Origin of the sequence: Natribacillus halophilus, from assembly GCF_900100185.1 — a bacterium.
GTDB lineage: Bacteria > Bacillota > Bacilli > Bacillales > Marinococcaceae > Natribacillus > Natribacillus halophilus.
Window position 1 is genome coordinate 133005 of the sequence record NZ_FNEN01000002.1, and the last position, 13239, is coordinate 146243.

15 protein-coding genes and 1 other RNA gene are annotated in these 13239 nt (G+C 43.8%); 2 read left to right on the plus strand and 14 right to left on the minus strand.

What is annotated here, in order from left to right; genetic code table 11:
- Positions 1-45: 45 nt before the first annotated feature.
- The 13 genes from BLS58_RS02880 to BLS58_RS02940 form a co-directional block, all read right to left on the minus strand.
- Positions 46-1887, minus strand: a complete 1842-nt coding sequence (locus tag BLS58_RS02880; protein ID WP_090396061.1) for a pLS20_p028 family conjugation system transmembrane protein — start codon at positions 1885-1887, stop codon at positions 46-48.
- Positions 1888-1908: 21 nt separating this feature from the next.
- Positions 1909-2103 carry a hypothetical protein gene (locus BLS58_RS02885; protein WP_090396062.1) on the minus strand — a complete coding sequence of 65 codons (195 nt, stop codon included), beginning with the start codon at positions 2101-2103 and terminating at the stop codon, positions 1909-1911.
- A 19-nt stretch (positions 2104-2122) separates the two neighbouring features.
- The gene (locus BLS58_RS02890) at positions 2123-4672 is read right to left on the minus strand and encodes a VirD4-like conjugal transfer protein, CD1115 family (protein WP_090396063.1); all 2550 of its coding nucleotides are present in this window, start codon (positions 4670-4672) and stop codon (positions 2123-2125) included.
- Between the two features lie 82 nt (positions 4673-4754).
- Positions 4755-5867, minus strand: coding sequence for a hypothetical protein (locus BLS58_RS02895; RefSeq protein ID WP_090396064.1), 1113 nt, complete (start codon positions 5865-5867; stop codon positions 4755-4757).
- 61 nt (positions 5868-5928) lie between these two features.
- The gene (locus tag BLS58_RS02900; protein WP_090396065.1) at positions 5929-6204 is read right to left on the minus strand and encodes a hypothetical protein; all 276 of its coding nucleotides are present in this window, start codon (positions 6202-6204) and stop codon (positions 5929-5931) included.
- The gene (locus tag BLS58_RS02905; protein WP_090396066.1) at positions 6201-6479 is read right to left on the minus strand and encodes a hypothetical protein; all 279 of its coding nucleotides are present in this window, start codon (positions 6477-6479) and stop codon (positions 6201-6203) included. Before BLS58_RS02905 ends, BLS58_RS02900 begins: the two co-directional genes overlap by 4 nt.
- A 134-nt stretch (positions 6480-6613) precedes the next feature.
- Positions 6614-7045 carry a hypothetical protein gene (locus BLS58_RS02910; RefSeq protein ID WP_090396067.1) on the minus strand — a complete coding sequence of 144 codons (432 nt, stop codon included), beginning with the start codon at positions 7043-7045 and terminating at the stop codon, positions 6614-6616.
- 204 nt (positions 7046-7249) lie between these two features.
- Positions 7250-7672 carry a hypothetical protein gene (locus BLS58_RS02915; protein ID WP_090396068.1) on the minus strand — a complete coding sequence of 141 codons (423 nt, stop codon included), beginning with the start codon at positions 7670-7672 and terminating at the stop codon, positions 7250-7252.
- 88 nt (positions 7673-7760) lie between these two features.
- Positions 7761-9044, minus strand: coding sequence for a replicative DNA helicase (locus tag BLS58_RS02920; protein WP_090396069.1), 1284 nt, complete (start codon positions 9042-9044; stop codon positions 7761-7763).
- Positions 9031-9366 carry a replicative helicase loader/inhibitor gene (locus BLS58_RS02925; protein ID WP_090396070.1) on the minus strand — a complete coding sequence of 112 codons (336 nt, stop codon included), beginning with the start codon at positions 9364-9366 and terminating at the stop codon, positions 9031-9033. The genes BLS58_RS02920 and BLS58_RS02925 overlap by 14 nt, the downstream gene beginning before the upstream one ends.
- 3 nt (positions 9367-9369) lie before the next feature.
- The gene (locus BLS58_RS02930; protein ID WP_090396071.1) at positions 9370-10098 is read right to left on the minus strand and encodes a DnaD domain-containing protein; all 729 of its coding nucleotides are present in this window, start codon (positions 10096-10098) and stop codon (positions 9370-9372) included.
- A 56-nt stretch (positions 10099-10154) separates the two neighbouring features.
- Positions 10155-10352 carry a helix-turn-helix transcriptional regulator gene (locus BLS58_RS02935; protein WP_090396072.1) on the minus strand — a complete coding sequence of 66 codons (198 nt, stop codon included), beginning with the start codon at positions 10350-10352 and terminating at the stop codon, positions 10155-10157.
- Entirely contained in the window at positions 10343-10585 is a 243-nt protein-coding gene (locus BLS58_RS02940) for a helix-turn-helix transcriptional regulator (protein WP_218126135.1), read from the minus strand. Before BLS58_RS02940 ends, BLS58_RS02935 begins: the two co-directional genes overlap by 10 nt.
- A gap of 177 nt (positions 10586-10762) precedes the next feature.
- Between BLS58_RS02940 and BLS58_RS02945 the strand changes: the two genes are divergently transcribed.
- Positions 10763-11470: a LexA family protein gene (locus tag BLS58_RS02945; protein ID WP_090396073.1), complete on the plus strand. Its 708-nt coding sequence runs from the start codon at positions 10763-10765 to the stop codon at positions 11468-11470.
- 11 nt (positions 11471-11481) lie between these two features.
- Complete coding sequence (locus BLS58_RS02950) at positions 11482-12543, plus strand: tyrosine-type recombinase/integrase (RefSeq protein ID WP_090396074.1); 1062 nt, start codon at positions 11482-11484, stop codon at positions 12541-12543.
- A gap of 67 nt (positions 12544-12610) precedes the next feature.
- On the opposite strand, the gene ssrA is transcribed toward BLS58_RS02950, so the two are convergent.
- Positions 12611-12985: a transfer-messenger RNA gene (gene ssrA / locus BLS58_RS02955) on the minus strand.
- Positions 12986-13239 lie beyond the last annotated feature (254 nt).

The window sequence follows — 13239 nt, forward strand, 5'->3', positions numbered from 1 at the left end:
TTTCCAAAACAAACACGCAAGTTTCAAGAAAAAGAAACCTGCGCGTTATCGGTGGTTACGTTTGTTTCTCCAGTTTTCCGTGGTGTTTTTACCGAGTTGATAGCTTCGTTGGCCGGTCTGCACGTAGCGATTATTGTTCCAGCGGCGGGATGCTCCGTCTCGCATATATTGACCGACAGTTCGGGATTCCCCGGCCGACCGTTGCGGCATCGAAATATCACTTGTACTTGGCGGTTCTTCGCCGCCGGCGGCCGCCTGCATCTGTTGATTCAGTGTTGCCGGGCGCTGCTGGCTTGCTCCGCCTTGTTGTCGTTCATTCTCACGCATTTCAGCGTGTAGCGACGGGGTCTTTCCGCCTTGCGTTGATGTCGGCTTCGCTTGACCAGGCGTTTCCTTGCCGCCGGATAGTTGGGTTTGTTGGTAAGCCTGAGCGTTAGCATTCGAGGTGGAGCCTTCGCCTTCGCTCGGCGGTGCTTGGGCGTTCGTCGGCGATCCTGCGCCTTGTGTTCCCGGCGCTGATTGACCTTTGGGCTGTGACCCTTGTTGTTGCCCTTGACCTGTCGAGGCTTTCGCGGGCGATCCCTGTTGGCCGGTCACCCCGTTGTTGGTTGGACTCGCGCCTTGGCCACCGCCTTGACCATTCGCCAGTCCTTTGATACCTCCAGCCGTTGCCGCCGCCGTGCTTACGCCACCTGTGGCAGCCCCTTTCGCTCCTTTACTCGCTAATTGGCCAGCCCCTTGTATCGCCGGTTTGGCAGCTTTTCCGGCGAAATAGGAACCGGCGGCCACCGTCCAAGCGTTCCGTAAACCGGCGTCAATACCAAACAGTTTTTGCACAATGTTCGGGCCGTCGATCACGGCCAGGCTTCCGGCGATCATTGCGATTAAATATCCAAACCCACTTAGTTGGTCCGCGATAAACTCCGTGTAGTACATATACATCCGCAAGCTGAGAAATACCATGATGATGGAGACAAAAATGCTGCCGATGTTTTTCAAAATTTCTTTAAGCCGTTGGCCACTACTAATATCTGCATAGGCCATAATCAGAGCGACAACTTTGTTAAACGCAAGTTCAAAGCACAACTTAGCGATTTTGATCGAAACCAAAATCATCGTCAATGCCATAACGCCAAGTGTAATTAAAGCTGTACCCCAATTGATGTCCCAGCGATAATAGTTTTCGGGGAAGAAATCAAACCAGCCGTCATCGCCTATGCTGACAAGTCCTTCTTCGCCGTTGGATTCAATTCCAATCTTATTCGTTAATATTTCTTGGCCACTATTAGAAAGGGGTTCTCCGTCTGCCCTTTCAAAGTCATCCGTAATCTCCTCATTTATATCAATTTGGTCAATGTTTTCCGGATCGACATGGTGTTGCGTATCCACATCCGGGCTTTGCCAGCCGGTTTCATCATAAATGGCTACATCGGTAATATGGTCGTGAACGATCTGATCGGCCATATCAAAGGCATCGTCACCGACCGATGCCACTTCCACTGCATCATCGGTAAAACTGCTGGCTTGATCCATCCCCCAAGTCAAAAGCGTCACCGTCATGATCGAAATGAAGATGTTGACCGGAATCTGGGAACGCTGCTGATTTCTTTGAAAGATGAGTTGATAGCCAATAAAGGCGAGAGCGAGGGCAAGTAAAATATACAACACCGGTTGGACCGTTTGTAGAAAGTCTAGAACCGGATCGGTTTGAAAGAAGTCCAGGAGGACAAGCACACCATCAATCACGCCCTCCATACCACTCACCAGCGCCCGAAAACCTAAAAGCAGCCACCAACCGACAAATCGGAATAGGTAGCTTATAATATCCCCGGTATTTAAGACGTCATCAAATTGGCGTAAGATATCGAGCAGTTCTTCTCCTTCCACCGTTTCCCTCCTTTCCTGACATTAGGCATCTTCCATAAAAGCATCTCGGTCTATATCAATTCTCTCGTCAATATTTTGAATCAAGACATCGACCGGCGCTTGATCCTGACCGGGTTGCAACGTCACCACAGCATCTTGAAGGGCGATCGTGATCACCTCGCCATCCTCGATCTGATCGCGATAACGTTGGATGGTTTGCATAATATTCAGTTTCATCGCTGCCTCCTTGTTTGAGCTAAATAGCTTCCTGGTGTATGTCTTGTTGCTTTTCATCCTTTATTTCTTCCGCGTTTTCCTCCAACGATGCATGATATTGATCAATCGTTTTTCGGATTGAGGCATACGTGTTTTGATCGACCTCGTCTGAGTCACCGAGCATCCGTAGGGTTTGCATAAAATCATTGACGGTCATCGTCTGCATCGTTGATTCTTCCGCATGCAAGCGTGGCGCCACGCGATCCATCACCATCGTCCATAACGAACCGGTTAAGACGTGAGATATGGCGGTTTGTTTCCATTCGTCCGGTTCATTTGAGGTTGCGACTTGTGTCGGCGTTGTTGCCTTCGTTTCTTTATTTGCCATCGCCGACAACATCCCTTCATCTTCACTGTCAAAGCCAAAATCGATGATGAGATCGGATAAACGCAGGTGACGATGGGGGGTATCTACTTCAATGTCTGTGATAGATAACTCTGGATCGAGATTGAGATATTGATAAGCGTAAGGCATGCGTTTGTTATAAATCGGAAACGGACGGATAAGTTGATTCCCGTCTTGCGTTTCACGTTTCATCGTCCGAAAGACCACCGTACTTCCTTTTTCAAGTTCCATCAGTTCATTGGCATCCAGCAATTTTCGTCCTTCGGTATTGTCGGTTTTCGCTTTTTTAAAGGAAAACGGCGTGCCGGATCTTGTTTCCACCTCTCGCGTTTCATTTCCGAGTTTCTCCGAGAAGTTCTTGGCGGTTTCTTCGTCGCCCGTCTTAATATAAATGTGATTGCCGCAATTCCCGAGCACCGTATTTTTATCATCCTCACCGTACTTTTCTTTGAGTTGCGCATAACTTTGAAGGATAAGGTGAAAACGAATATTACGACCCAGCGACACGGTGGTTTTAGACCCCATGCCGGATATGGCTGGCATTTGACCAAACTCATCGAGCATAAACACGACCTGACGCGGACACTCTTGCCCTTTGGCCATCGATGCGTGTTTGGCTAAAGAAAAGTACAGTTGGTCAACGAACATGGACGGAAGCACATGCGTCGAATCATCATAATCCGGCGTGATCATAAATAAGGCGATCGGTCGGTCGTAACTGACCACCTCAGTGACACGGACATCGCTATGATCCTCCTGTTCGACTGTGGCTTGACCGGTTTCCTGATCCAGGGTTTGGATCGTTGCTTTTAGGCGTGCCTGCTGTTCCTTCACTTTCGTTTTTTGGTATTGAGACAGCTTTTTGTATGCTTTTTGTGAATAAGGGTTGGGATCATGATCAATGATCAAGGTATCATGCTCATGGAGCGTGCCTTGAAAATGCACCACCCAATAGCCGCCCTCCCCCGTTTGGTTGGTTTCCTGCGTACCATCCGGAAACGTCACCGTGATTTTGGCAAAGGGGACACCTTTCCCTTCGACGGACTGGCCAAACCCAACCTTTTTCAAATCAAGGGAGTTTTTCGCGGTCATTTTCGCCTGTTCACTCAATGTAAAGCGCCGCAGTTCCGCCATCGCCGTAGTAAAAATACCCGATCGTGTGTTTCCTTTGGCAAAATTGCTTGTCGCATACTGCATCTTCGCCACGCTCTCTTGGGGAAGGTCTTGAAAGTATTGATCCAGGGCATTCACCGTCGCCTCCGGGTCCAAGGAATGCGGCATTTGCATTGATCCGAGTTCCGATAACATATTGGACACGGTATAGAGCGTGATTTTTTCTTCCTCACCGTTTTGGATGCAATCCTCAGTGATCGCCAATATCATCGCATTCACAAGACTCATTGCCGAGTTTTGCCACATGGGATCTTTCACATGCGGATTATAATAGAGCATGTGCGTGAGCGACTCACACAACGTTTCAGCCACCGAGAAATTGCCTTCTTTGTAAGCGTCTTTAATGAGTTGCAAAGGGTTATAACTCATGCTCTGCATCGGATTCATCATATTTAACGCCAATACGTCAAAGCCGCGCTGCTCTAATATCTCCTTAAATCGGACAAACAATTCGCCCTTCATGTCATTTAAAATCATGGACGGTTTCTGCTTGGCCCTTGAATAGGCATCAATGGTGGGGTCAACATATAACTGCCCCTTTCCGGACCGTGTCGTACCAATGATCAAGTTATGCACGGCGTCATCATCGATATAAAGCGAGTGTCCCTTATGCGCGATGACGCCGCCGCCTTTGCCGTTGTAGGTTTTTTCCTTCTCCGGGATTTTTTTATACTGCTTAGCCACCTCTTGCTTGGTCGCAAACCGTTGTGAACCTTTTTCATCGCGTCCGATGGCCGCAAAGTTGCTCGTCAGTTTATAAATCGTGATCCCCACGAGGATAAGTCCTAAGATAGCCGTCATGCCATAAAACCACGGCATATCGGTTATTTGAACATTTGTGAAGAACGCCCATTCCATTTTTAAGGGTTCTTCGATATTCGGAAACGTTCGAAAAAGCGCCCACGCTTCTTGTATAAAATTCAATAAAAATGTGCCGATCACTTGTACCACAGTAAACAAAATGATACATAAAGGGATCAACACATATTTATTGGCGAGTATCGATTTCATGGGTGTTAAACATCCTCCCTTTCACCGCGAATACTTCTTGGCCGGTTAATCCAATGGTTGAACACCCCCGTTTCGCTCCTTTCTAAATGTCTTCCATTTGTGCTTCCATATCTTCAATATCATCTTCCCATTCTTCGATTTGATCATCGTCCGGATCGTCGTTTTCGCTTTCTTCATCAATCTGCGTTTGAAGATCATCAATGTCTGCGGTTAATGCTTCATAGGCACTGATTTGGTCATTCAAGGATTCACTGTTGATGTCACTGGCTAGTTGTTTGGCTTCTTCTATATCGCCTGATTGGATATGGGCATAGCCTAATTTTTCTTGCCGATTGGCATTCATCGGTACGTCTTCAACGGCGATGACATCCTCGTAACGCTCATCATCATACGCAATTTCAAAATCACCGACGGCGGTTTCATAGGATGCTTGAAATTCCGTGAGCGCCTCAAGGTTCTGTTGCTCATATATGGCATCAGCGACGGCTTCATCTGATTGACCATTGATTTGCATGGCTTCTTCGTAGGCTTCCTGCCCGATAAGCAAATGCGTGAGCACGGCGTCTTCTTGATCGCTTCGATCACTTTGCGCTTGCAAGGCTTCCACGGCCCCGTTAGCATCACCGGCCACCGCCTCAGCGTAAAGGGTTTTCATCTCCTTTTCGTCCTCGTACGATTCATTCATCGCTGCAAGCACTTCGGACTGTTGGCTAACGACGGCCACCAGTCCGATCGAAAACACGAGGGCAAGCGTTGTCACGCCTGCGCCAACGCCTCCGATGATCCTTGCCTTCGGGCTTAGTCGGCTCCACCACGTTTGATTCTTCTCATCCTGTTGACGTAAGTGTTCGTTGATGTCGATCCGCACATCCGCCGGGACTGCCTGCGTCAGTTGATGGAGGAACCGATTGCGTTTTTCAATCTCGTCGTCGTTACGCATACGTCGTTCCATGAGTCGAAAGCAGATATGCTCATACAAATTGGCCGCGTATGAGTCACCCATTTGATATGTGCCAGCATAAAGTTTTTGACCATCTTCACCGTGGACGATGAAGTCTAAGGAAACCGATGATTTATTTTGTTTTTTCCAGCGTTGATCAATCTCCTGCGTTCGCTGCACAGCGTCCGCTAAAGGAAGGGATTGAAACGCAGGAATATGCTCACCTTCCAACGGTGAGGTGAAAAAAACGTGCACCTTTACCCCTCCTGGTTTAAATCGTAATATTGAATAACGAAAATATGGCATCCTATCTGTTTTAGAATGTGATGGAGCTTTCAATCCACTGAGAAATCCCGAGAGCGCCTAAGAGCATGACTAAACCGCCAGCAGCACCAACAAACCAACCGATGGATGACATGCGCCCCCGTGCGCCACCGGCCATGAGAAAATAAGCACCAATGCCAATTGAAATCGCCGCCACGACGCCACCAACGACTTGCATGCCCATGAGGATAGATTCACCCGTGCTTTGTATATTATCTACCGCACCTAAAATTAGCTGCCATTCTATCCATTGAATAATCACGTTCATGTGTTTTCCACTCCTTGTAATGGTGATGGTTGAGAGCTCTCACCGGTCTCATCGGTTTTTGCTTGGATTGAATCTTCTTTTTCCGACGATGGCTTTTTTGTTTTTCCTTTCGGATTGTCATGATAGTGAAGTAAACTTTGAATCAGGACGTCTTGATGCTCACGAATGTACGACTGGTGTTGAGTGTGGAGCCAATCGTTATAATCTCCCCCTTGAATACTTAAAAGCGTCTGGACCAATTCTTTCGACTGTTTTACATCTCGCTGAGAAACCATTGGGTCCTCCTTTCTCGTTTTTAGGCATAAAAAAAGAAGCGTTTTTTACGCTTCATGATTTGTTTCCTTCCTTCACCTCCTTTTGAGAATATAAAAGGATGTATGTTATCCCTACATACACCCTGATTCATCGATTATTCAAATGTACGATCAAAATTTTGGATCTCTGCAGCCTTTTCTTCCTCATCCTCATAATCCACTTCACTTACTGATGTTCGTTCTTCTAATTCTCCATTTTCATAGTAGCTCAATGATTCATGAACACTAGGACCAGCAATTCCAATATCCTCTAATCCTTGTTCATTATCCGTCACTCGTTCATCCCGTGAATTTATTTCCTTGACGGGCATATTTTCAACATTTTCATCTACCATTTCAATAATCTCTTGGCGTTCTTCTTCGTCCTCAGTATTTGTCGTTAAAATAAAGGCTTCTTCATTATCTTGTAAATACGCTTCCATGTCATCTGGTGATAAAGATTCAACACCAGCACTCTCACCACAACCGGCTAATAACAAGGAAAAACTTATAAACCCTCCAAATAGAAAACCTTTGCTGTTCTTCATACAAATCCTCCTACCAAACATGTTAACGCCTTATTATGGATTTTGACGGTTAAACCCGAAACCCCCAAGCGTCTCCTCATCGACAGCTGCGTTTGAGTACAACATCCGTAAACGATTTTCAATGATTACAAGAGGTAAATAACTTTCCTCTATTATAAAATTTTATATTAGCGTGTGTCTAAAGATTTTCGATTGTTTCCATTGTTACGTTTGTAAACATTGTTCAGATTCAGCATCTCCATACATGTCTTCGATAATACGATCTTTTCGCCTTTTGACAGCTGCAACCGATAGATGATGATCTTTAGAAATTTGGCGCAATGTGTTTCCATTTAATAGTTCATCTAAAATGATTTGATCTTTGATATCAGTAATGGCTGTCGAATGGCGTTGGATAAATGAAACTTTCCATTTCAAGCTTTTCGTATGAGCATCATAGCGTTCCATCCTTTGTATTTCATAATAGACAGGGTCGGACGGCGTGCTGCCAGATGGAAGAGTCGCTTCAATCCCATATTTCGATACCATCGCTTGACTCACCCCCGTCATTTCTTGACGTTTCGTGATGAGGACATTCATCATCCATTTATAATTCATAAGCGCTTCATGGATCTCCTTTTTATTCAAGTTATAACCTCCAGTGGAAAGTGATAAATATTCGCTGCGACCGACTCTCCGTAACTCATTATTGATATTGATTCACACGGCATTCCTCTCATGCGGTATCATCAATATCGATAAATCGCCCGCATTCTTTCATAAAACCAAGATGGATCGTTCCGGTTGGTCCATTTCTCTGTTTCGAAACATCCACTTCTACTTGATTTGCATGATCGGCATCTTGATCGTAGTATGCCTCGCGATATAAGAAAGCGATCACATCAGCATCTTGTTCAATATTGCCAGAGTCTCTAAGGTCAGCCATCACGGGGCGTTTATCATGACGGTTTTCAACCTTCCTCGATAATTGAGATAAAACAATGATAGGAACATTTAGATCCGTCGCCAGGCGTTTAAGTTCGCGCGTAATGGCTCCTACCTCTAAATCTTTACGCTCAAATCGTCCGAGTCCCTGGATCATTTGTAAATAATCAATCACGATGAGCAAGTCATCATCCGGGTTTTCTCTTGCCGTTTGGCGGGAAATGGAACAAATATCACTGATAACAGATGTATTCTCGTACATATTGAGCTTCCAATCCAATAGCGACGCGATCGATGTCGTTGCCCGATCGTAGTCTTCTTCACTAAAAAATCGAGAAGGAAACTTCCACTTTTGACCATCTATATGGGTATCCGCCGAAATCACCCGCTGTAATAATTGCTTAGAGCCCATCTCCAGGCTAAATAAAAGACATCTTCCCTCGTTTTTACAATGGTTAGATCCTAGGTTTAAAGCAAAAGCTGTCTTCCCCATGGAGGGACGAGCAGCAACCACGATCAATTCTTTCCGTTGTAACCCGCCGGTCATTTGATCCAAAGGTGCATACCCTGTCTTGTAACTGTTTTTATTTTCATTTTGCGTACGACTCATATCGTCCGAAATTTCATATAGCCATTCCTTTAACGTTTTCTCTTGGTTGATGGCTCCCAAACGTTGAAGGTCGGTTAATTTCTGAGATAATCGTTGAAGCGCTGACTCGTTCGGCTGTTCCACATATCGAATCGCTGCTTGACGGCTTTCTCTGAGTCTGTACGCTTCGACGATTTTACGTTCATGATGGGTAAACGTTGCGGTCGTTGCGACTGAACCAGCAAGCTGTGTCAGGTATTGAATTCCACCAGTTTGATGGATGGATTCACCTAAGGCTGTTATAACAGCAGCTAGTTCAGGTTCTGTTCCTTCCGCTTCGACCGTTCGCATGGCTCTAAAAATCAAGGAATGAGCAACCGTTGCGAAATGAGAAGATTGGAGCATCGACTCCTGAATCAATGAAGGTTCATAAAGAATTGTCCCTAATGCGGCTTGCTCAGACTCTATACACTCAATCAATTCCATCCCTCGCTCTCTCAGCCAATAATTTTTGGAGATTGATCACGAGTTGACGTTTACGTTCTTGAGAGATTTTGGACGCCGCCAACTCCCATTCCCGCCATTTTTCAATGTTTTCGTTTGTTTGAACAGGGTACGCGGCAATTTCAGCGATGGTAGGTGGAAATGGGTTTTTGGTTACATGACGCTCAACATTGGCCATCACACCTTCATAATCCATTTTAAGAAGAGCGGGCATGATGATTTTGACTTTCTTTTCGCTAAGTTCGAATCGTGGATACACAGCCGAAATCGATTCCAAAATATCTATCGCTTGATTGTACTCCATAGATTACTCCCCCTTTTCTCGCATGCGTTGAAGCGTTTCTAAGCGTTGGTCTTTTTGTTTCGGGAAAGGAATGGTCTTTGAGGGTTGGCTTGTTTGTTTTTCGTATGCCTTGATATCATTAATCGTTTTTATGCCTTGTTGAGACCAATCCCTAAGAATACTTTCGATATAAGCAAAGGATCGAGCATTTTGTTTGATGCCTCTTTTCATCGCAGCAACCACAATCTCTGCGGAGAAGGACGAGCACCAATCGCTAATGGATTCGGTAATCATCGGTCGCATCACGCCAAAATTTTCTTGATAGATAACATACGGATCTTCGGCGCGTGTCTTTTCCTCATCTTCCACTTCTTCATAACCGTCTCGTTTCTGTTTAGGTATGGTCAAGGATTCGTCATTGGATTGGTATCCTGATGGGTATCCCGATGGGTATCCTGATGGGTCAGCTGAGTTGACTAAAGATCTCATTTGATAAGCAGGAGCCTTGTTCTTTTTCCCTTTCTCGTAGACAATCAGATCGTTATCAATAAGGTTTTTTCGAGCATTGACCAACCCTTGTTTAGAGAGCCCTGTTAATTTCTCTACGGTGGAGTTGGGCGCATTGAATCGTTCTTTCCAGCCAGCCATATTGTTTATGGACATTAGCGTGTACCATAATGCAATTGCGCTGGTATCAAGATCGTTCAGTAGCAACCAATCCTTAAAAGCTTTTAACTCTTTTACATAATTCACAGAATCACCCTAACCGTATAAATCGTATGTTTTTTAATTTATAGAATATTGCTTTTTTATCGTCTGGATTTAGAAAATAATTCATCCACTGTCGTATCAAAAATTTCAGCAAGTTGTTTTGCCTCACTTAAGGTAAACTCTTTTTTACCATTTTCTTTCAAGTAATAGGTTTGTTTATGAATACCAATAACTTTTGAAATATTATATTGTGATAATCTTCTTTCCTTTCTGGCTACATATAAGTTTACATGCACGTTTCGTCTCCCCCTTCGTTTATACAGAATTTCTGTACTTGATTTTCAAAAAAAATAATTTTCTCAAATGGGATCTTACTCGCCATAACAAACTTTTGTGCATCATCCATCCTTAATATTTTCCGATATTTTTCATACTGAATGTATGTCTTTTTAGACATATTTAATTCATTTGCCATTTCTAATTGTGTCATCTCCCCTATCATTCGGGCTTGTCTCAGTGTGTACTTCATAAGATCACCCCCTTATTACATAAAACTTTAGTACATCATTTCTGTTATTACAAGTAAAATTTTCATTTTATCTGTATTTATACCGAAAAACACATCTATTTTATCATTTATAATGTACTTTCCTACATTTATAATGTATAATAGTGAAGCAGATGATACACTAGGAGGAGAAGATGAATGACCTTATCTCAATTAATAAAAAAACTAAGGAAAGAAAATCGGTTGACACAAACGGAATTAGCTAAAAGATTAAACGTAGCGCCTACATCCGTTTCCGCTTGGGAGCGAGGCTATAACAAACCTTTAATGGACAAGCTCGTAACAATGTCTAAGATGTTTGATGTCCCTATTCAAGATTTTTTTGAGGAAGAGAAAAGGGAATATAAAAAGGAAGACAATGGTTCTAATCATTCAATACAAGGAGGCTCTTATGTTGCTGAAACTTCGATTAAATATCCAGTTCAAACCCGTGAATTACCTTTATATGGAGATATAGCTGCGGGGGCTTTGGCTATTGTAGAAGGAATTGCTGCAGAACGGTTAGAATATATTGATGTTTCTACGCAATTGTTAGGGAAACATTCAAACGCTGACGATTTATTTGTAATGAAAGTGAATGGGGAAAGTATGAATAAAGTTATACCCGATGATTCATATGTCATTTGCAAACCTATGAAATTGGAAAATATACAGGACAATGACATTTTAATTTTTAGCCACGATAACGCCTATAGTATGAAGCGATATTATGAAAAAGATAATGTGGTTATTTTTAGCCCAGAAAGCACTACAAATAAATATGAAGAAATTGAAATACCAAAAGATACAAGCAACACCTTACGTGTATATGCTAAAGTCATTGGATACTCTGTGATTTTGGATTAGGAGGTAATGATATGCCAATATATAAGGATAAGAGCAGAAACACGTACTACGTAAGAGTCAGGGTAGAACAAAACGACGGTACCAAAAAACATGTAAGGCGGAGAGGATTTAAAACAAAAAAGGCCGCCAAAGAAATGGAAGCAAAATTACTGGCAGGGAAAGAAGAAACGAACTCGATCACGTTTAGACAACTTGCCGAGCAATATTTAAAGTGGTATGAAAAAAGAAGAAAGCTATCTTCATTCAAAAAGAAGAAAAACATCATCCGAAACCATCTGATTCCGGAATTTAAGGACAGGTTTGCTGTTGATATAGTGGCGAATAATGTTATGGAGTACCAAGACAAGATTATCGGCAATTATTCAAACGATTATTTAAAATCAATACATGTCACTTTGTCAGCAATCTTTACATTCGGCATCAGGTACAAAGGGTTGAAGACAAATCCAGCAAGTGTTGCCGGAAACTTCGAATTAGAAGATAACAAACGGCTGAATTATTGGACATTTGAGGAGTTTAAAAAATTCATTGAGGTTGTAGACGATCTTACTTTTAGTGCATTTTTCTACACAAAATATTACAGTGGTGCACGTAAAGGGGAGCTGTTAGCATTAACTTGGAAGGATATTGATTTTAAAGATAATAAAATCTCAATCACTGAAACGGAATATGATCGGGAGGTGACAAAACCGAAAAGCAAATCATCTGAACGTAATTTAGTAATGCCCGATTTTGTTATGGAGGCATTAAAAGAACTTAAAAAAGATGCTGGAAAAACAGCACCTGTAAAATCGGATTATGTAGTGTTCGGGGAATTCTATACGAGTATAGCGACAACCACCCTCGACCGTCATTATGAGAAGTATATTAAAGCATCCGGAGTTAAAAGGATAGTGCTCCACGAGTTCAGGCATTCCCATGCATCATATCTTATAGATAAAAACGTCAACCCGATAGTTATCGCCCACCGGCTTGGTCACTCTGATGTGGCAACAACCTTGAACACATACAGCCACATGTATCCATCTAAGCAAAAAGAAGCCGTAGAATTAATGGAAAATGACTTTTCGTGAGAACGTTTTTGTTCAAAATGTTCCCAAATTGTTCCCACATCCTCTGTAACCACTGTCATATAAGTATTGGTGGAGACGGCGGGAGTTGAACCCGCGTCCAGAAATATTGCCGCTTAAACGTCTACGAGCGTAGTCACCGTATTATCATTCGCTGTCATGTCAGCCCGGTGACAGGCTTTCATGCAGCTAGTCTGATGAGTCTCCTCTGCTGGCCTCAGACGGCGGCCAGTCAGCGTATCCCGCTATGAGTGAGACCCTTCAAAACTTCCACGCGGGAGATGGAAGGAAGGATCCGCAACTGTTACGCAGCTACTGGTGCAGCTGGTGTTGCGAAAGTTTCTTTTGCTTTGCCAGTTATTATTGGCATGGGCCTTTTTCGAGCCTGCCCAGCTCGACTCGCAGCTTAAGCTCAATCTATCCCTGTCGAATCCGTATCGTCCCCGGATAAGCAGAGGAGTCGTTTCCTCTGGATTAATCATTGTAGCACGTTACATAAAGAATGTAAAGGGGTGGGTTTCGGTAGCTCCGAGAGGGATTAGATGCGCGATGTAATCCCTCAAACGCCAGTGGAAACGAGCCGTGAGGGATCAGAAGGGCGGGGTGATACCTCAAAAGCCAATGGAGACGAGCCGTGAGGGATCAGATGGCCGATGTGATACCTCAAAAGCCAATGGAGACGAGCTGAGAGGGATCAGA